At 45.8% G+C, this 18,250-nt stretch carries 18 protein-coding genes; 9 read left to right on the top strand and 9 right to left on the bottom strand.

Annotated features, from left to right (window positions below; all coding sequences use genetic code 11):
• Window positions 1-56 precede the first annotated feature (56 nt).
• Both QUA78_RS18015 and QUA78_RS18010 read left to right on the top strand, forming a co-directional pair.
• Complete coding sequence (locus QUA78_RS18015) at window positions 57-1,001, top strand: hypothetical protein (protein ID WP_333302106.1); 945 nt, start codon at window positions 57-59, stop codon at window positions 999-1,001.
• Between the two features lie 139 nt (window positions 1,002-1,140).
• The gene (locus QUA78_RS18010; RefSeq protein WP_333139912.1) at window positions 1,141-1,773 is read left to right on the top strand and encodes a Uma2 family endonuclease; all 633 of its coding nucleotides are present in this window, start codon (window positions 1,141-1,143) and stop codon (window positions 1,771-1,773) included.
• Between the two features lie 60 nt (window positions 1,774-1,833).
• Here QUA78_RS18010 and QUA78_RS18005 read toward each other — a convergent pair whose 3' ends face one another.
• Window positions 1,834-2,658: an NAD-dependent epimerase/dehydratase family protein gene (locus QUA78_RS18005; protein WP_333302105.1), complete on the bottom strand. Its 825-nt coding sequence runs from the start codon at window positions 2,656-2,658 to the stop codon at window positions 1,834-1,836.
• Between the two features lie 134 nt (window positions 2,659-2,792).
• Between QUA78_RS18005 and QUA78_RS18000 the strand changes: the two genes are divergently transcribed.
• Window positions 2,793-3,644 (top strand): DUF1232 domain-containing protein, encoded by an 852-nt coding sequence (locus QUA78_RS18000; protein WP_333302104.1) that lies wholly within the window; start codon window positions 2,793-2,795, stop codon window positions 3,642-3,644.
• Window positions 3,645-3,807: 163 nt separating this feature from the next.
• Here QUA78_RS18000 and QUA78_RS17995 read toward each other — a convergent pair whose 3' ends face one another.
• Window positions 3,808-4,122 carry a zinc ribbon domain-containing protein gene (locus tag QUA78_RS17995; RefSeq protein ID WP_333131828.1) on the bottom strand — a complete coding sequence of 105 codons (315 nt, stop codon included), beginning with the start codon at window positions 4,120-4,122 and terminating at the stop codon, window positions 3,808-3,810.
• Window positions 4,123-4,486: 364 nt separating this feature from the next.
• Between QUA78_RS17995 and QUA78_RS17990 the strand changes: the two genes are divergently transcribed.
• The 4 genes from QUA78_RS17990 (at window position 4,487) to QUA78_RS17975 (ending at window position 7,068) form a co-directional block, all read left to right on the top strand.
• Window positions 4,487-5,068 (top strand): hypothetical protein, encoded by a 582-nt coding sequence (locus QUA78_RS17990; RefSeq protein WP_333302103.1) that lies wholly within the window; start codon window positions 4,487-4,489, stop codon window positions 5,066-5,068.
• A 301-nt stretch (window positions 5,069-5,369) separates the two neighbouring features.
• On the top strand, window positions 5,370-5,843 hold the full coding sequence (locus QUA78_RS17985) for a TspO/MBR family protein (protein WP_333302102.1): 474 nt from the start codon (window positions 5,370-5,372) through the stop codon (window positions 5,841-5,843).
• A gap of 21 nt (window positions 5,844-5,864) precedes the next feature.
• Window positions 5,865-6,332: an AAA family ATPase gene (locus QUA78_RS17980; protein ID WP_333302101.1), complete on the top strand. Its 468-nt coding sequence runs from the start codon at window positions 5,865-5,867 to the stop codon at window positions 6,330-6,332.
• The gene (locus QUA78_RS17975) at window positions 6,313-7,068 is read left to right on the top strand and encodes a tRNA(His) guanylyltransferase Thg1 family protein (protein ID WP_333302100.1); all 756 of its coding nucleotides are present in this window, start codon (window positions 6,313-6,315) and stop codon (window positions 7,066-7,068) included. The genes QUA78_RS17980 and QUA78_RS17975 overlap by 20 nt, the downstream gene beginning before the upstream one ends.
• Window positions 7,069-7,276: 208 nt before the next feature.
• Here QUA78_RS17975 and QUA78_RS17970 read toward each other — a convergent pair whose 3' ends face one another.
• The 3 genes from QUA78_RS17970 to hslO form a co-directional block, all read right to left on the bottom strand.
• Window positions 7,277-7,687 carry an ester cyclase gene (locus QUA78_RS17970; RefSeq protein WP_333302099.1) on the bottom strand — a complete coding sequence of 137 codons (411 nt, stop codon included), beginning with the start codon at window positions 7,685-7,687 and terminating at the stop codon, window positions 7,277-7,279.
• 59 nt (window positions 7,688-7,746) lie between these two features.
• On the bottom strand, window positions 7,747-9,810 hold the full coding sequence (locus tag QUA78_RS17965; protein WP_333302098.1) for a hypothetical protein: 2,064 nt from the start codon (window positions 9,808-9,810) through the stop codon (window positions 7,747-7,749).
• Window positions 9,811-10,056: 246 nt separating this feature from the next.
• Entirely contained in the window at window positions 10,057-10,956 is a 900-nt protein-coding gene (gene hslO, locus QUA78_RS17960) for an Hsp33 family molecular chaperone HslO (protein ID WP_333302097.1), read from the bottom strand.
• Between the two features lie 317 nt (window positions 10,957-11,273).
• Between hslO and QUA78_RS17955 the strand changes: the two genes are divergently transcribed.
• Window positions 11,274-11,927 (top strand): Crp/Fnr family transcriptional regulator, encoded by a 654-nt coding sequence (locus QUA78_RS17955; protein WP_333302096.1) that lies wholly within the window; start codon window positions 11,274-11,276, stop codon window positions 11,925-11,927.
• 18 nt (window positions 11,928-11,945) lie between these two features.
• Here the strand turns inward: QUA78_RS17955 and QUA78_RS17950 are convergent, their stop codons facing one another.
• The 3 genes from QUA78_RS17950 to QUA78_RS17940 form a co-directional block, all read right to left on the bottom strand.
• The gene (locus QUA78_RS17950) at window positions 11,946-15,197 is read right to left on the bottom strand and encodes a CHAT domain-containing protein (protein ID WP_333302095.1); all 3,252 of its coding nucleotides are present in this window, start codon (window positions 15,195-15,197) and stop codon (window positions 11,946-11,948) included.
• Between the two features lie 41 nt (window positions 15,198-15,238).
• Window positions 15,239-15,568: a hypothetical protein gene (locus QUA78_RS32920; protein WP_445302455.1), complete on the bottom strand. Its 330-nt coding sequence runs from the start codon at window positions 15,566-15,568 to the stop codon at window positions 15,239-15,241.
• Window positions 15,569-16,010: 442 nt separating this feature from the next.
• A complete protein-coding gene (locus tag QUA78_RS17940) occupies window positions 16,011-17,231 on the bottom strand; it encodes an FtsW/RodA/SpoVE family cell cycle protein (protein ID WP_333302094.1) in 1,221 nt (406 codons plus the stop codon).
• Window positions 17,232-17,267: 36 nt separating this feature from the next.
• Here QUA78_RS17940 and QUA78_RS17935 point away from each other — a divergent pair, with 36 nt between their 5' ends.
• Window positions 17,268-17,690, top strand: a complete 423-nt coding sequence (locus QUA78_RS17935; protein WP_333302093.1) for an EamA family transporter — start codon at window positions 17,268-17,270, stop codon at window positions 17,688-17,690.
• A gap of 110 nt (window positions 17,691-17,800) precedes the next feature.
• Here the strand turns inward: QUA78_RS17935 and QUA78_RS17930 are convergent, their stop codons facing one another.
• Window positions 17,801-18,004, bottom strand: a complete 204-nt coding sequence (locus QUA78_RS17930; RefSeq protein WP_006634929.1) for a phycobilisome linker polypeptide — start codon at window positions 18,002-18,004, stop codon at window positions 17,801-17,803.
• Between the last annotated feature and the right edge of the window lie 246 nt (window positions 18,005-18,250).

Below are 18,250 nucleotides of genomic sequence, written 5' to 3'. Positions count from 1 at the left end.
AATATCTCGTGAAAATAGTTGAGTATTATAGTTTAATAATACAACCACTAAAAAACATGAATCAATATCCTATTATCCTCATGCCCGACCCTGTTATTCAAGCTATGGATGCAGTTCCATTCACATGGAAATTTAGTGAACCAAAACCTTTACCTCCTAGTTATAAGCCCCAACCAATTGATGTACTTTTGTTTTTTTATAAATCTCTTCCATTAATTATTCCTTTTGCAACTATCGGTCTGATTGCCAGTAGAAATATTATCGTTAGTTTCTATATTTCTGTAGGTGGAATTTTGGTTACTGCCTTAAACTTCGGGCAACAACAAATGTATTATTTACGAACACTTAATCAATACAAGCAACAAATGTGCGATTATAAAGATTTGTTGGCAGAATGGCAAAAGCGTGAGATTCAGCATAAACGGCAGATAGCAGAATCCCAAAAACCGGAAAAAATAAAACAGTATCGCTATCAGATAATTAAAGACATTATCATAAAAACCGTCCCTCCTGAAGGTAGAATTGTCAGTACAAAGTGTCAGTGGATTGAAAGTAAATTTTATAAGAACTTACAGCAATTATTTCAAGATAAAATTTATAACAATTTAATTATCCAAAAATCTAACTCCTATCAACCTTACTGTATAGAAGTTTCTTATTTTGATCGACCAACAAATTTACGTATTGATATAACAATTGATAAACCTTATCACGATGAAACCGGTGAGCCTAAAAATTACGAAGTGCTTATCCAAGAAAATCAGCGCCATCAACTATTTTTAGAAAAAGGATGGATAGTCATTAGATTTGCTGAGGAGCAAGTAGTCTGTTGGCCACAAAGCTGTTGTCGGGTAATAGCCGAAGTAATCAATCAAATAATAGGTACACAAATTCCCGATGAATTGACAACTGTAGAAACTTTACGACATATCCAGCAATGGAATGAATTTGAAGCACGACAAATGGCACAGGATCGCTATCGAGATAATTATTTAATCTAGCGATCGCCCTTTCCTCCATCTGCGTTCATCCACGTCAATCCGCCTGCATCTGCGGTTCAAAAAAGCACCCCCTTTTTGATAGTATCTGGGCCTGTGGTAAAATAAAACTAGAGTTTTCTCAGCTCAAGGAGATTTTGAGATGATTGCTACTACTTCAAGTTTAGCCGAACAGAGAACACTGCTAGAAAACATTAGCTGGCAGACCTTTGAAACGTTGCTCAAAGAAATAGGCGATAAGCGAGGTTATCGCATAGCTTACGATGAAGGGAGACTGGAAATTATGGCGCCACTATTTGAACATGAGAACTACAAGAGCAATTTCGGTAATTTCATCCTTGCTTTAGCAGAAGAACTCGACATTGAAATTAAAAGTGCTGGCTCAACTACTCTCAAACTCAAAAATGCCAAAAAAGGCATAGAACCAGATAACTGTTATTATATCCAAAATGAAGCAGCAGTTAGAGGCAGGCAAGAACTAGATTTAGAAACTGCCCCACCGCCCGACTTAGCAATTGAAATAGATATTACCAGCAGTTCAGTTGATAAGTTTGCCATTTACTCCGCACTTCGCGTCCCGGAACTCTGGCTATATAACGGGCGAGTTTTGAAATTTTATCAGTTGGTAGAAACTGAATATATTGAGCGCGACTTTAGTATTGCTTTTCCCTTTGTATCGGTAGCAGAAATGGCTGGGTTTTTCAGTCGCACTCAAACGATAGGAGAAATTGCTTTGCTGAAATCCTTTAGAACTTGGGTTAAAGGGAAAATATAATATTCTCTAGCAAGGTGCGCAGTGCGCACCCTACATAATTAGGTGCTGCGCCCAGGACTATTAAAACTCCCTAATTTCAGGATGGATAAACTGATAACCAGCCGCCTTAATCTTTAGATTCGACACCCTCGCATTATAAGGCCGCACGCTAGGACTTCCATCCCAAGAAGCGGGCGGCAAATTGTGAGCTTCAAAAATGCGATCGAGCAATTCACCACTAGATAGCGACACATCCCCGACTAAATTGTAAATTCCCTGCAATCGATTTTCCAAAGCAAAGGTTAACCCCCCAACAACATCATCGCGATGCACCCAATTAGTAGCATCTTCCCCCCTACCAGGACGAGTGTTCCCAGCCGAACGTCCAAAGATTTTAACTAATTCTCGCCCCGGCCCATAAATTCCTCCCAAACGGAGAATGCAGACGTGAAGATTGGGACTAGATGCTGCTAATAAAATCCGTTCCGTTTCTGCTAGAATTTCACTGTTTGGATTAGCCGGCGCAACGGGTGAATCTTCATTTACCAATTCACCTTGGCGATCGCCATACACAGAATAAGTACCCGTATAAATAACCTGCTTTACTGTCGGTATCTGGTGTAAAACCGATACTAAAGTTGTCGCAGTCTCTAAATAACTCTCCCGATAAGCCTGAGAATTTGGAGCACCTACGCACAGCATAACAGCATCTTGTTCTTGCAATACAGCCGTCATTGCCTCTTTGTCATTTCCTTTGAGCACAGCCACCCGCTGCGCGACACCCTCCAATTCAACTACTCGCGTCGCCGTCGTAGTTGTCGCCGTCACGGTACAATCAGATTTGCCGCGTAAATGTTTGGCTGTCGCAGTACCCACATAGCCGCAGCCGACGATCGCAACTTTCATAAAAAATTCTCCATTGTGTCATCCTCTCTAAAATTATTGCCGGTTTCCGCAGCCCTTGAATGCCAGTGCCGAAATCATTTCGATCTGAGTTTTGTGGTAAAATGCAAAGCGTCGTTATCAATCGGAGTAGCATCATGTCCGAGAGAGATATTTTTGCCACATCCTCAGAAAGCGAACTTTTAGCTTTTTATGGTTCTTTGTTTGCGATCGCAGCCGCCGATGGTTCCGTTGATATTGACGAACTAGATTTGTTGTTTAAAACCATAAATTTAGACAAGTTTTCTGACTCTGCAAAGACTCAAATCCAATCCTACACAGCCACTCCCCCTTCACTCAGCGACTGTTTGCAAACACTCAGCCACTCAGAAGAACCGCTGCGTTTGGGAGTCATGTATTTTTTAATCAACATTGCAGGGGCAAATAAGACGCTGCATCCCGCAGAAAGCGAGGCTATCCAATCCGCAAAAAAACTGCTGGCGGTTTCCGACTTGCAAATCCAAGCCATGCAGGAATTCATCGCAGACATGAAACAAATACGGGAGGGCGCGCCTAATAAAAATCAGGCATCAGCATCTTTCAATTCTGCTGTTTCCCAGCTCAAAAATAAGGGCATCCCTCTCGATTTAATTGACCCAAAAAGAACCACGACTAACCTCAGTGATTCTAATATGAAATACTCCGATGAAAGTTTTTGGGTTAAACTTAAAAATTTTGCTTTAACCGCAGGAATAGAAGTAGTTGAAAAATCTTTGATTCTCTACTATACGGCTCAGAACCCAAACGTGCCTGCTTGGGCAAAAGGAGTTGTAGTTGGAGCTCTGACTTATTTTATATCTCCTGTCGATGCGATTCCAGATATATTAGTCGGCATCGGATTTACCGACGATTTGGGAGTTTTGCTGGCGGCAATAGCTACTGTTTCAGTCTACATTAATGCTGATACTAAAGAACAAGCCCAACACAAAATGAAAGATTGGTTTGGCTAATAATATTATGTCCGGTCGCTGGTATTGTTTCCCTCTGCATCGGCATAATACGATCTGAATAATATAGCACTTTTCAATCGAATAAAAGGCACGACACGGCAGTGCCGTGTCCCTACCCAATATCTGTAATTCACCCAACTGAAAACTTGATTATTGTGGATTTTCAGTCTTTAATCGGCTTGCCATCTCGATTGACAATACGGCTTTCACCGTCCTTAGCCGTGACATTTTCATAAACCCCTTCATCCCGCTTCACGTACTTGCTGAAACCCGAATTTTTATAATCGGTGTCGGATGTCGGCTTCATCAACCTCGGAGCGCTCAGCAGCCGGCGTACCGGAGCATCAGCAGGAGTCTCCCCGGGTTCGCACTTAGCCAACTCGCACAGTTGACCCCAAGTCGAAACTTCCAGGTTCATGCTGTGCGAAACTTCTAACTGCTGGTTGTTTTTGGGACAAAAATAATCGTATACAGGCATACTAAGAATCTCGTTTGCAACTACTAAAATTACTAATTGCACGGTAATTGAGAATATTATAGCTCAACATTACTAAAATTTCCAGCTAAAAAATCAAACTTTACTATTTTTAACGGTTGTTAAAACCTTAAATCAGCTATATTATTAACCCTGTGTGCTAGCTCCCGGATGCGATCGAGACAAAGCCCAAAAGTACCCTGAAATCCTCTGACTCCATCTAACGATCGCACGATCGACGGCTAGCAAATGCCCGCAAGACTTCCGTGAATGCCGTCAAACGATCGATCGTCATTTTCAGACTGTACGCAAATCACAGATTCTAAGTTTCAATTTTATTTATTTACTCACCAGCGAGGATTTACCGATGAGCGATTTCAAAGTTACGCCAGAAGTAGAGCTGAACACAGCTCAAATGTTGGAGCGATACCAACTGCCAGATGAGACAAATCTGCGACGTTGGGCAAAACTGCACGGCATCAACAGCACTCGCGGTTTCTTCTATCCCAGCGAAGTAGATTTGATGGATCACGCTCACCACCATATTTACAATTTGGGAATGAGCATTGCTGACTACCAAAGTCTTTTAGACCGGCGCCGCACCAATTCCCAGACATCAGGCGACCAAAATAAAACAGTAGCAAGTCAAGTTGCTGACGAAGCATACGATGCCATAGAAACCCTGACCGAGCAGTATGCTGAAGCTATTGATTTAATGGGAGAACGTATAGCAGACCATTTCATAGATGAACTCGATTTATCTGTGATGCGGCACCTTTCTAAAAAAGTGCAAGACCGCCGCACTCTCAACTGTCAAACTAAAAAGCCTAACCGTTTTCTCCAAGTGATTAAAGCCGTGTTGCAACCGAGCAGCGAAAATACGCTTCTGGTTCCCAAAAAAGAGGATGACTCTAGTTTAGAATTAGAACAGCATCATCGGCTCGGCTAGTCGCCGATTTTTTTGAAAGACTAAGAGACTTTTTGTTCAATTTACTGGTCAAATTTACTGAAAAGCAGACCCGAACCCTCCCCTTGTCAAGGGGAGGGAGCAAGAGTCACATTTTTTATATTATGAAGTGGAATAGAAGAAAATAAATTGAGGTTTCCCAGAAGTCTAAATGACTTTTCAACTGATGTGGGGTGTCGCGACTGAACCCAACCTAATATAACTAGGGACAGATTGCGCGATCGCCCAAATTAGAGATAATATCTGCTGAATTGAACCTGTCAACCTCGCCCAAGGTAAAGAAATGATTAAATCCTGGATGGTAATTGGAGGCGTCGCCTTTGTAGTAGCTTTAGCCGCTAACATAATCGCGCCCAGCGACATCCAATGGTTCAACCGCTTGCAGCGTCCGAGATGGCTAGTATTTGAAAAAGTAATTCCCCTAATTTGGACAGTAATTTTTATTTGTGCCGCTTGGTCAGCAGTGATTGTTTGGGAAAAAGAACCCGGAACTCAGGAGACTTGGCTGAGAATGGGTTTGTACCTGCTTTTAGAAATAGTGACTATTTCTTACACGCCCGTTATGTGCAAATTGCGTAGCCTAAAAGTCGGCACAATAATCGGCGGAACGGGCGCTATTTTAAGCGTAATACTAGCTTTAATTGTTTTGCAAGTTTCGGAGCCCGCAGCCCTGTTATTGCTGCCTTACATACTTTGGAGTCCGATCGGCACTTACACCACTTGGGCAATGATGCACCTGAATCCGGCGGATGTTTAGGCTCTGGAATTAGTCATTTTAATGGGATTGCAAGCATCGGGAAAAAGCACATTTTTCCGCGACTATTTAGCTGCCACGCACGTTTTGGTCAGCAAAGATTTAATGCGAAGCAATAGAAATAAATCGCGCCGACAAATTCAATTAATTGAAAATGCACTGCAAGCAGGTCATTCAGTCGCAGTTGACAACACCAATCCCGAAGTTCTCGATCGCAAGTCGCTGATTGATATCGGTCGCACCTATAATGCCCAAATCATCGGTTACTACTTTGAATCAATAGTCAGCGACTGTTTAGCTCGAAATCACAAGCGATCGGGCAAATCTCAAGTTCCAGACATAGCAATTTATGCTACTCTAAAAAAAATGGTGTTGCCCAGTTACGCCGAAGGGTTTGAACGGCTGTTTTCCGCCCGCATAGCAGAAAACTTTACCTTTGAAGTAAAAACCTGGCCCGCAGAGGAAGTTATTCATGGACAATCAGACATTTGAAAAAAAAATGCGCGAGCTTGAATATTTTCACAGCCTGCGTTTATTGCCGGGAACTCACACAGTAATTCGCGCCGACGGTCGCAGTTTTTCCAAATTTACTTCCTCAAGTTTTGATAAGCCTTTCGACTTAAAATTCCACGAATTAATGGTGGAAACTGCCAAAGCACTCCTGTCAGAACTAGACGGCATTTACGCTTATACCGAAAGTGACGAAATCTCAGTTTTGTTTCCTCCAGATTGGGATTTATTTGACCGCAGCTTAGAAAAAATTGTCTCTATTTCTGCCAGTATTGCCAGTGCAACTTTCACTCGCGCCGCCCAAACAGCAGTCAATTTTGACAGCCGCATTTGTTCCGCAGCCAACAAATCGCAAGTAATAGATTATTTTCTATGGCGCCAAGCAGATGCAGCGCGCTGCGCTTTGAATGGCTGGAGTTATTGGATGCTGCGAAAAAATGGCGAAACGGGTGAAAATGCAGCAGTTATATTAGAGAAACAATCAGTGGCTTTCAAAAATGAATTGCTGTTTCAAAACGGAATTAACTTTAACGAACTGCCGGCTTGGCAGCGCCGGGGAACGGGATTGTATTGGGAAAAATACGATAAACCAGGTTATAACCCGATCGAACGCAAAGAAATTGTGGCAGTGCGGCGGCGACTCAAAGTCGATGAAGAGCTGCCCGTGAAAGAGGAATACAAAGAATTTATTTACCAATTTTTAAATGTTGGCGATTAACTATTAAGGATATCTTGTCAAATCCAGTGGCAATTGATGAATTCTTAGCCGGTTTTAACCGAATGCAAGCTGTGAGACTGGGGTTTAAACCCCCCGCCCAATGTTGAGCAAGCGAGTTAGCCTATTTTCGGTAGTATCTAGCTGCAACGCAGGTTTTAGCCAGCAAAGACTTGATGCGAAATAATTGTACAGTTGCACAACTGGAAGCTTATGATATCGGTAGCCCAAGCTGCATGAACCAAGTCTGCTTGTCTATGTAACCGCGTTGAAAATGGATTTTGCCATCAACAACATGAAAGAAGCCACAGCCTTCCAGCGTAAAACTTTTGCCAGTTGGTAGGTTGCCACCAAACTCACCTAGAAATGTGCCGCCACCAGTCCACTCGACGATCGCCCACTCGCCATCCTCAAACAAATTCTCAACGTGCGTGTAATTGTCTGGAAAGGCTTGGAAGAAGGTAACAAAACTCTCAAGCAATGCCTCACGCCCGTTTAGAGGATCGCCAAAGGCAACTTGATGGTTCTCTGCATCGTCGTGATAAAGCTCGATCAGGGCGTGAGGGTCACGAGCGTTATAAGCAGAAACCCAGTCTTGGATCGCTTGCTTGGGCGTTTTCATTTTTGGTTCCCTGATACAGATAACTAAAGATATTATTTAGCAGCTTCTCACCCTCAAATTTACCGACTCGGAGGGCTGCTCGGAGGCTCGGTTTCCGGGGGATCGGGAGGGGGAGATTCAGCATCCGGAGGATTCAGCGACTCCTCCCAAACTTCGATTTGCGATCGAGCTTGCTCAAAAGCCCGAGTGCCCGAGGGAATTTTCTTCAAAGTCGCGATCGCCCCAGCCAGATCCGACGACGACTGTTCCACACCAAGCGCCAAAATCCGCTGGCTCCACTCATCAATCGCCTCACTCGCCTGCCACCGGAGCGAACTCGACTCGGGCACCTCAAGGGCCAGCGCAATAGCCGTTTGCAGAGCCTCCGCAGTCCCCCCTCGGGCGGCCTGACGGGCGTTCTGCAAACCTTGCTCGCCCTGAAATTGAGCCTCCCAAGTCCGAATGTTCGATCGAGCTTCCTCATAAAGCACCCGTCCCGATCGAATCCGGCGGGCCATCTCAATTGCCCCCGCCAAATTGCCGCCCGCAGCTAGCTGCTGAGCTCTATCCAAAAACGGCTGGTCAACAAGCCGCTGTCTCCTCTCGATCCAAGCTTGAATTTTGGTTTGAGCTTCCACGTAAAGGGCCCTACCTCTAGCGATCCGAGAAGCTTGAGCAACGGCCGCTTCCAGAGCATTCGGATCGCCCGTACTCGCCAAATCGTTCGCCCTTTGCAAATACGGACTGTCTTCCAGCAGCTCGATTTGACGGCTCAAGCTGCTAATTTGACTGCGAGCTTCCTCAGAGCGGGGATTTGATTGCGGGACTGTTTGCAATTGCGCGATCGCAGCCCTCAAATCCTTGACCCCTCCCGGCGCCGCCAGCCTGCTTGCCAAATCCAAAACTTTCACATCAGCCATTTCTTGCTGCCAGCGGCCGACTAAATCTTGAGCTTGTTTGTGCAAAGGGCGGCCCGAATTCAAATTTTGAGCAATCTCGATCGCCTTTGAGAAACCCTCAACAGAGCCAGTTGAAGCCTGAGCAGTAGCATTCGCCAACTGGTTAAAATCCTCAACTTGTCCCCTTAAATTTGCAGCGTCGGGAATCTTGCTAGCGATCGCGGTCGCCTGCTGCCAATCGCCTGCCTGCAAGCGTTTTTGGGCGATCTCCATAATTTTCTTGCTAAATTCCGCGATCGCCTTATTGGCAGCTTGATACAAATAACTGTTTTGACCAATTCCCTGAGCCAGCTTAATCGCCATCACCAGATTGTCGAGACCTCCCTCCGAGGCTGTATTCCGGGCTTTTACCAACTTATTGCCCTCAGCCCGAGTCGTCTGAATTAGCTTAGTCAATTCCTCGTACTTAGCTGATTCCCAGAAAGTATTTCCCAAATCCAAAAGCAGAGTAGCTTGGCGGAAAGCCAGCGCCCACTCTTCCTTACGCAAGTGGTCTTGGGCCGTGCGGTAAATTTTCTCTGCATCGCTCCATATCGACTGCCACTTTTCAATCTGCTTTTCCACCGTCGGGTAAGCGGGAACGTCTTTAGGAACCTTGCGAGCGATCGCAATCGCCTCCTCCAGCTTTCCTTCTTGGAAACTAACATTTCCCAACCTGACAATATCCTCTGACCACCGATCGATTTGACCGTTAATTCTCGGCCGCAGCGGATGGTCTTGTGGCAAAGCATTCACTAATTCGATCGCTAACAGCAAATCATCCGCCGTCCGCTTGCTTGCTGCTTCTTGAGCGCAAAAAAAGCGATCGTTAGCAGAAGCCGTCGGCCAAAAAATCTTTGAGCAATTCGACTGCGAGGTCAGGTTGAGCAAAGACGCAAGTGCCACAAACCCCATACCCACCGACACGATCGAACTCACAGCCAGCCAAAACTGCCACTTATTCGACCACCTCCGCCACAACTGATTGGGTTCCCCCAGCGGCTGCGAGTTTTCCCCAGACAAATTCGGCGGTAGTTCCAAATGCCCTCCCGGCAGTTTTCCCGAAGTAACCAACTCTCGGAGCTCTTTAAGTCGTTCAGCCCGGTTTTTCCTTGCTGGTACCCGCACCAGCGACGAAGAATCCTTTGTTGACTCCAAGGATTCTGATGCAGACCAACGGCCTGGTGTTTTGCGCTCTTGACTCATATCCTCACCACAAACAACAACCAGCCTGTCTTAATTATTTCAAAACAGCGATCGCTGCTATTGACTGCTCTATAGAATGTATTCATCACTTTTCAATACTCCTGCAGGCGAAAGACTACAAGAGGCGATCGCCAAACCGCAAAAATCAAAATTTTGTGATTAGGTAATTGATAAGGGGTAATTGGCAATTGGTCAAGGCCTTTATCCCTAACTCGCACTCATGATTGCCAATTACCAATTATTATCTCAAGAACCGGAGTTCGATCGCAAATCGCCAATCAGTTCCGCAAGCTGATCGCTGCTAGCCTGGTAAACCTCGTTGCAGAAATGGCACGTAGCCTCAGCCCCGCCATCTTTTTCAATCATGTCTTGCAGTTCCGCTTCGCCCAACATTTTCAAAGCTCCCAAAACTCGATCGAACGAACAGCCGCAGTGAAAGCGCACCATCTGAGTTTCCGGGAAAATTTCCAGGCCCATATCTCCCAGTAAATCTTCGAGAATCTCGTGCAGCGTTTTGCCCGATCGCAGCAGCGGCGTAAAACCCGACAGTGCAGCTACTCTAGATTCTAGAGTTTGCACCAGTTTTTCGTCCGTTGCCGCCTTCGGCAGAACCTGCAACAGCACGCCCCCAGACGCTTGCACCCCGCTGGCCCCCACAAACACCCCCAAAACCAGAGCCGAAGGTGTCTGCTCCGATGTTGCCAAATAGTGACTCAGATCGTCGCCAATTTCGCCGGAAACCAATTCTACCGTACTTGAGTAAGGGAAGCCGTATCCAACGTCCCGCACCACGTACAAATAACCGTTGCCTATTGCCCCGCCGACATCGAGTTTGCCTTGAGCATTCGGCGGCAATTCCACTCCGGGATTGTCCACATAACCTCGAACCGTTCCATCCAGTCCCGCATCAATCAGAAGTCCGCCCAGGGGCCCATCTCCTTTGATGCGAATGTTGACTCTCGATTCGGGGCGTTTCATGCTGGAGGCGAGTAGCAGCCCCGCCGACATCGTGCGGCCGAGGGCGGCTGTAGCCACATAGGAGAGCTTGTGCCGCCGTCTTGCTTCTTCGGTGAGGCGGGTGGAAATGACGCCCACAGCGCGAATTCCGCCCTCTGCGGCTGTAGCGCGAATTAATTGATCGGCCATGAAAAACCTTACTTTGTCTTTTGATACCTTCTTGAACTATTTTAGAAGTTCTTGAAAATTGTGGCAGCAGATAGCAGCAGTTGACTCGGCGGGCCTGGAAGTGCGATCGAACTTGACAACTTCGCTGTTTTTTGTCTTAAATCCTGATTGACAGACTATTTATTAACACAATTCTCCTAACAAATAACAAATAACAAATAACAAATAACAAATTTTTATCTTTTCCCTAACCGAACGATTACCCAGCCTTTACCTTGGTGGGCTAGAGTCAGAGCCGTAGGTCTCAGACAACTATTTTTTAGCTGGAAATAACAGATATGCTGCCAACTTCCAAAGCACTTTTAGCAGAACTCCAGCATGACACCGGAGCGACTCGGAACTTGCATTTTTATGCAAAAGGGGAAACTATTCCTCTGATGTCGCAAGGTATTTGGCGAGTTTGTCAAGGTTTAGTCCAACTGAGTACCCTTTATCCAACCGGGGAAGAAGGACTTTTGGGCTGGGTGGGGCCTTCGATGTGCTTCGGTTTGTGGTTGACAAGCTTGCAGACTTACCGAGCTACGGCGACATCAGATATTTATTTGATGTGGTATTCTATGGTGGAAATCGAAGCTTCTCCTCAATTGGCTCACGAGTTGTTGCCTCAAATGGTACGGCGGCTGCGGCAAATGGAAGCAATTTTAGCGATCGCCGGACAGCGGCGAGTAGATGACCGTTTGTATCAGCTACTGCTATTATTGCAACAGGAATTCGGTCAGCCTGTGGTTGAAGGCACTCGCTTGAATATCCGCTTGACACATCAAGATATTGCTAATGCGATTTGCACGACGCGGGTAACAGTAACTCGAATGCTGGGAAAATTGCAGCAGCAAGGGTTAATCAGTCGAGATGGCGATCGGCATTTAATTCTTAATAAAGGTGTTTTTGCGTCCACATCGGATTTGTTTGGCTGCAACCCTCAAGCAGTGTAGCAAGCGCAGAAAAAAATCTTATTCTGCTTCGCCAATCAGCGTAAACGCCGCCCAATCTTGCGGAGTTGGGTGCATCTTCATTGTCATCAGCATCGCTTGCCGCAAAGCTTGAGCTTTATTCGGGTTTTTCTGTAACTGGCGATAGAATTCTGCCATTAATTCCGCTGTCGGATCGTCGGGCACAAACCACAAAGAAACGATAATACTGGGAACTCCAGCACTAATTAAAGCACGAGATAACCCAACCACGCCATCGCCTGTCAGTTTTCCCCTGCCAGTATTGCAAGCACTTAATACCACTAATTCAGCATTTAATTTTAAATCCAATATTTCGCTCGAAGTCAACAATCCGTCATCATTTCCTGATGGAGCCAGGGCGATCGCTCCCGGTAAATCTCGCGTCTTCACTTCGTTGAGTAATCCGTGAGTTGCCAGATGAATAATCCGGGATTTTAGCATCTGTTGAGTAATCGATGCTTTAGTGGCTTGAGAGCCTGTAATCGGTTTAGTATTCAGAAGTTGGGCAATTGTAATTGCTTCCCGTTCGCTGCCCGGTAAAGGAGCTAATTGGCGCGGCGGGGTGCCAATTTTGGGCATAATTGGATTGCCTACAACTAAGTTATTCAGGAGAGAAAGTTGTCGGACTTTTTGCCGTGATTGGTGGGTTAACTGCAAAACTCGAATGGCGGGAGCGGTGAGGATAGTATGTTTTTCAATCAAATATTGACCTGTCGGATCTTGTAAGGCGACAAAGGGAACTAAAAACAGGGATTGATGGGGAATGAAGATGACAGGAGCATTCGGGTCAGTAGGTAAAAGATCGGCAATGGGTTGAATCAGTAGTTGATAACTTTGCTGTAATTTGGGGTAGATTATGCGAGAATTAGCAGGGGTAGAAGCAGGGCGATTAGCCGCTTGTCGATTGGCAGTGTCCCCCGCCGATACACCCAGAGCCTCGCGAGTGCCGCGAATCATCTCAGCTAAGGCTGTATCTTGCTCGTTTAATCCTCTCGTCCCGAGAGCAGCAGATACTCTTGTCTGTTCGCTGGCTTCGGGTAGATTGATGTTAAGAGATTTGAGGTCAACTGAGCGAAAGGTAATTTCACCAGTCGGCTTAATTACCCAAATATAGATGGATTCATTCCCAATAGTTGAATACTCGACGAGAGTAGCGTTTTGCTCTTTAGCGATTTGTTGAATTTGCTGGATATTGAGCGGATTGATAGGAATTCGGAAATAGGCAGATGGGGCGAGACGAGATGCCAATAACTGGACAAAAGCTCTGGCTCTACCCCGCTCGGCAATTTCTAACGCTTCCTGAGTTTTTTTCTGGGCAATGAGGACTTTTTGTAAGTTGACATAGGAGTTAGCTTGCTCGTCAAACATTGCCACTTGTGAGGCATCGCCTGACCCGGGTGAGTAAGATTCTGAAACTTTGATGCTATCTAGTAGGGTTTGCTCGGCTCCTGTAAGATTGCCAGATGTATAGAGAGCCCATCCTAGATTACTCAATGCTGCTCCCTCATAGAAAGCCAACATCGTATCATTCCAAGCTTGTCCCTCATTTTTAATTTCTCGCGTGTTTGCCAAAAGCTGGTGAGCATACTCAATCACTTTGGCGTAGTCGCCGAGGTTACGGTAAGCATCTCCCAGATTACCCAAAGCCGATCGCTCTATTCGGCGGTTTTTAATTTCGCGGGCTATCACCAACGACTGCTGAGCGTACTCAACTGCTTTGGCGTAGTCGCCAAGCTTTACGTAAGCAATTCCCAAATTTCCCAAAGCTACTGCCTCACTTCGGCGGTTTTTAATTTCGCGGACGATCGGCAACAACTCCTGAGCGTACTCAATGACTTTGGCGTAGTCGCGGAGGTATATGTAAGCTTCTCCCAAAACTATCAAAGCTCCTCCTTCAATTTGGCGATCTTTAATTTCTCGCGCCATCACCAAGCCTTGCTGAGCGTACTCAACCGCTTTGGCGGAGTCCTGGAGAATCATATAAAACCTTACCAAACTTCCTAAAGCTTCTACCTCACTCTGGCGGTCTTTAGTTTCGCGGGCGATCGCCAACTGCTGCTGAGCGGACTCAATATCTTTGGCGTAGTGGTTGTCGATAGAACCGTAAGCACGGCTCAAATTTCTGTTAGCTTCTACCTCACTTCGGCTGTCATTAATTTCTCGTGCGATCGCCCGCTGCTGCTGAGCGTACTCAAGGGCTTTGGGGTAGTTGCCTAGAGAATAATAAACTTGTCCCAAAATTCCCAGAGCTCTTCCCTCACTTTGGCGGTCTTTAATTTCTCGTGCCATCACCAAGCCCTGCTGAGCGTACTCAAGGGCTTTGGCGTGGTCGCCGAGGTTTATGTAAGCATCTCCCAGATTTCTTAGAGCTATCCCTTCGTTTTGGCGGTCATTAATTTCTTGTGCGATCGTCAACAACTGCTGAGCGTACTCAATAACTTTGGCGTAGTCGCCGAGGTTTCGGTAAACAAGTCCCAAATTTCCCAAAGCCACTGCTTCACCTTGAGGGTCTTTAATTTCCCGTGCGATCGCCAACTGCTGCTGAGCGTACTCAATCGCTTTAGCGTAGTCGCCGAGGTCACTGTAAGCAAGTCCCAGAATTCCCAGAGCTTTCCCCTCGCTTTGGCGGTCATTAATTTCCCGTGCGATCGCCAACTGCTGTTGAGCGGACTTAATTTCTTCAGCGTAGCGGTCGAGGTTGTAGATGGTATCGTAAGCACTTCTCAAATTTCTGTCAGCTTCTACCTCACTTCGGCTGTCATTAATTTCTCGTGCGATCGCCAACTGCTGCTGAGCGTACTCAAGGGCTTTGGCGTAGTTGCCTAGATAATAGTAAGCTTCTTTCAAAATTCCCAAAGCTACTCCCTCACTTCGGCGGTCTTTAATTTCTCGTGCGATCGCCAACTGCTGCTGAGCGTACTCAATCGCTTTAGCGTAGTCGCCGAGGTGACTGTAAGCACGTCCCAGACTTTCGAGAGCCCACCCTTCAGCTTGGCGGTTTTTAATTTCCCTATAAATTATTAGTGCCTGTTGCCAAGACTGTAATCCAGCTTGAAATTGACCACTCTGATACTGCTGATGCCCTTGGTCGGACAGTCGGTCTGCTTCGGCTTTCCGCTGAGCTTGGGTTTGAGCTAAGGCCTGAGAATTGATGATTTTAAATTGAGAGTTAGGGATAAACCGAAACTCACCTACAGTCAGCGCCGCTAAGATTGAGATCAGTCCCGACAATCCAATTTTTTGCAGTTTCATAACTTTTGAGAGGCCTCTGGTTTGAATATCCGCTTGACACATCAAGATATTGCTAATGCGATTTGCACGACGCAGTTCTGTTGACTGTTGACTGTTGACTGTTGACTGTTGACGGCAAGATAGCGACCTCTAACTGGAAGGAAGAGGATTGGACTAATAAATAGTCTTCTTTTAATTTCTCCCGATCGGGCTTGGGGCTTTAAACCAATTCTTTCTGGTAACAGTAACGCGAATGCTGGGAAAATTGCAGCAGCAAGGGTTAATCGTTCGAGCTCGCCATCTCGGCATTTAATTCTTAACAATGGTGTTTTTGCGTCCGCCTCCGATTTGTTTGGCTGCAACCCTCCAGCAGTATAGCAAGCGACAGCCATTTGCATCTACATAATGCTGTCTAATATTAAAGCCAAAATCGAATTGCATCAGAATTGTCTGTCTTGATTTTCCTCCCCCTATCTATCTACAGCAACACATTTGTAGCCGGAAAAGATATAATTAAGCGCTGCATCTATTTAGGGAAAAACTCAATGGCTAACTCAACTCCAGAAACACCGCAACCAGACAAAAAAGAATTAGCTAACATCACAGCTAAACCTCAAGAACAACAAGAAGAACCGCCAAATAAGGGTGACGGGCGGAAATAGTCGATCGTTAGTTTTTATTTGCTATTACTCGTTACCAGGCTCTGCCTGGTAACGCAGATCCACAGGCTCCGCCTCCAATTTGTCCCAGCAAGAATCGAGGCTATTCTTCTGGGTATTGGTTCCCAGGCAGATCCTGGGAACCAGTTAATCGGGTGTGTTTACTATTGACAAATTATTCGGTTTGTGAAGTGCCGTTGTTCGATCGCAACTTCGGCTTTCCAGACTTTCCACGTAGGCCGTCCAAAGAAACCACATCAGCCTCAGAACTCTCCCTAGCCACCCGAATTAGCAACCCCGACAACAACAAACTCGCCAACATCGAAGAACCCCCGTAACTAAAAAACGGCAGCGGCAAACCCGTAGTCGGCAAAACCCCCGTCGCCACCCCAATATTCAGCAGCGACTGTCCCACCATCACCACCATCACCCCAATCGCCACCAACTGAGACTCAATATTCCGGGCCCGCGTCGCCACCCTCAAAGCCACCGTAGTGTAAGCCGCCAACATCAGCAACAGTGAGAAACCTCCCACCAAACCAAACTCCTCAGCAAACACAGCAAAAATAAAATCGCTGTACTGAATCGGCAGATAAAATAATTTTTGCTGCGACATCCCCAAACCCACACCCCAAATGCCCCCAGAACCCACAGCCAGCAGACTTTGAATCAACTGATAGCCGTCTTGCATCGGATCTGCCCAAGGATTGAGAAAAGACATAATCCGGCGGCGCTGATATTCCCTAAAACTAATACTTAAAACTGCTAAAAGCATTCCCCCCATAGCCGTTGCGCCCAACTGCAAGTAAGGCAAGCCCGCCGCCAAAGCCACTAACCACAAAGTCATCCCGCACAAAGCCGTGGTGCTTAAATTCGGCTGCAACAAAATTCCCAACAGCATTGCGCCGAAAATTCCCAGCCAAGTAAAGCGAACTTTATTGGTCAACCGGGGCCAGTTGCCGAAAATGCGGGCGCTTTGGAGAACGAAAAACGGCTTGATCAACTCAGAAGGTTGAATAATCGGAACCGGGCCCAGAGATATCCAGCGAGTCGCCCCGTTGATGGTGGTTCCCACTCCCGGAACTAAGGTCAACCAGAGCAATCCCAGCAGCAACAAAATTCCCCACTGAGCTGTTTTCAGCAGGTAACGCAGGGGGGAGTATACCATCAAGTTAAAACCTGCAAGCCCGATCGCCACTGCGATTAGCTGTCGTTTAAAATAATAAAGGCCGTCTCCAAATTCATAATTTGCGATCGGATAGGAAGCCGAAAACAATGCTGTCAGCCCGACAAACAGCCACAGAAAAGTCAGCCACCTCAGCCACCGGGCCTCAGCGGCCCATTGAGACGCGCTGGGGTCAAAAAATGGAATCAAGCGTCGAATGTCATTAGCCATAGGATTTTAGAATGATCTCAATAAACTCTAACAAACATGGCTAAAGTACCAGATTGGTTAATTTACGCATTAATCTGCTCGCTCTTATATGGTTTGTGGGGATTTTTTGGCAATTTAGCGACTAAATATATTGACTACAAAACTGCTTTTGTTTATGAAGCTATTGGCGCTATTTTAACTACTTTATTTATTATTTTCCACACTAATAATTTTAGTTTTGAGGGAGATGTTAGGGGAATTTTGTTTGCGATTTTAGTTGGCGTTTGTGGCACGGTGGCATCATTAGTATTTTTTATAGCCCTTGGCAAAGGTGAAGTTGCCAATGTAGTGAGTGTTACGTCTATCTACCCGCTGATTACTATATTATTATCATCTTTATTATTGAAAGAGGCTATTGCATTACCACAAATGCTTGCTGTTTTGTTAGCGATAATCGCAGTTATACTTTCTGCTTATTAAAATATTTATCAATGATTAAATTAACAACGCTGGACGTTCTTTCTTCTGCTATAACAACAAAAAAGAGGTCATAGCGACCTCTTACCCCTCTACTAATCCAGCTTCGGCTCTTAAAGCAGGCCCGTATTAGCTCCGGGCTTACCGGTAGCCAGTTGCACTTTAATAATTCTGCCGCCCATTTTCATAATTCTTTGCTGTTCCCGGAACCAGTTGTCGTAAGGAACGAGCTTAGTAAAATAGGTATTTTGCAATTCGCGCTGAGTGCGGATGCGAGTTTGACTGGGGACGCAAGCAGTCACCTTAAACATTCTCATGGGAAACTAACTCCTGAGTAGGTTTACAGATTATTAGATGGATTTTTTAAAGATTGAAGGCAGGGAGTTAGGAGTCAAAACTAGCTCGTTAAAACTCGTCGGGCTTTCTCGACAAGCCTTTGACGGTCTAGCAATCACTCTCAACTTCCCTGACCTCTTTTCAAAGCCAAAGGTAACAAGTCCAAAGTTAAAAGTTAAAAGAGGCAAGAAATAAGTGTTATTTCTTCTTCTTTCTTCCTTCTTTCT

Origin of the sequence: Microcoleus sp. K4-B3 (assembly GCF_036704615.1) — a bacterium.
Taxonomy (GTDB): domain Bacteria; phylum Cyanobacteriota; class Cyanobacteriia; order Cyanobacteriales; family Microcoleaceae; genus Microcoleus.
The sequence above is the reverse complement of the archived record's forward strand: the minus strand, read 5'-3'. Positions and strand labels throughout refer to the sequence as shown.

Coding starts and splice junctions, on each gene's coding strand:
- QUA78_RS18000 (WP_333302104.1), top strand. CDS start 2,793: ATGTCCGAGAGAGATATTTTTGCCACATCCTCAGAAAGCGAACTTTTA.
- QUA78_RS17980 (WP_333302101.1), top strand. CDS start 5,865: ATGGGATTGCAAGCATCGGGAAAAAGCACATTTTTCCGCGACTATTTA.
- QUA78_RS18015 (WP_333302106.1), top strand. CDS start 57: ATGAATCAATATCCTATTATCCTCATGCCCGACCCTGTTATTCAAGCT.
- hslO (WP_333302097.1), bottom strand. CDS start 10,956: ATGGCCGATCAATTAATTCGCGCTACAGCCGCAGAGGGCGGAATTCGC.
- QUA78_RS17940 (WP_333302094.1), bottom strand. CDS start 17,231: ATGGCTAATGACATTCGACGCTTGATTCCATTTTTTGACCCCAGCGCG.
- QUA78_RS17935 (WP_333302093.1), top strand. CDS start 17,268: ATGGCTAAAGTACCAGATTGGTTAATTTACGCATTAATCTGCTCGCTC.
- QUA78_RS17975 (WP_333302100.1), top strand. CDS start 6,313: ATGGACAATCAGACATTTGAAAAAAAAATGCGCGAGCTTGAATATTTT.
- QUA78_RS18010 (WP_333139912.1), top strand. CDS start 1,141: ATGATTGCTACTACTTCAAGTTTAGCCGAACAGAGAACACTGCTAGAA.
- QUA78_RS17985 (WP_333302102.1), top strand. CDS start 5,370: ATGATTAAATCCTGGATGGTAATTGGAGGCGTCGCCTTTGTAGTAGCT.
- QUA78_RS17955 (WP_333302096.1), top strand. CDS start 11,274: ATGCTGCCAACTTCCAAAGCACTTTTAGCAGAACTCCAGCATGACACC.
- QUA78_RS18005 (WP_333302105.1), bottom strand. CDS start 2,658: ATGAAAGTTGCGATCGTCGGCTGCGGCTATGTGGGTACTGCGACAGCC.
- QUA78_RS17930 (WP_006634929.1), bottom strand. CDS start 18,004: ATGAGAATGTTTAAGGTGACTGCTTGCGTCCCCAGTCAAACTCGCATC.
- QUA78_RS32920 (WP_445302455.1), bottom strand. CDS start 15,568: ATGGCTGTCGCTTGCTATACTGCTGGAGGGTTGCAGCCAAACAAATCG.
- QUA78_RS17990 (WP_333302103.1), top strand. CDS start 4,487: ATGAGCGATTTCAAAGTTACGCCAGAAGTAGAGCTGAACACAGCTCAA.
- QUA78_RS17965 (WP_333302098.1), bottom strand. CDS start 9,810: ATGAGTCAAGAGCGCAAAACACCAGGCCGTTGGTCTGCATCAGAATCC.
- QUA78_RS17970 (WP_333302099.1), bottom strand. CDS start 7,687: ATGAAAACGCCCAAGCAAGCGATCCAAGACTGGGTTTCTGCTTATAAC.
- QUA78_RS17995 (WP_333131828.1), bottom strand. CDS start 4,122: ATGCCTGTATACGATTATTTTTGTCCCAAAAACAACCAGCAGTTAGAA.
- QUA78_RS17950 (WP_333302095.1), bottom strand. CDS start 15,197: ATGAAACTGCAAAAAATTGGATTGTCGGGACTGATCTCAATCTTAGCG.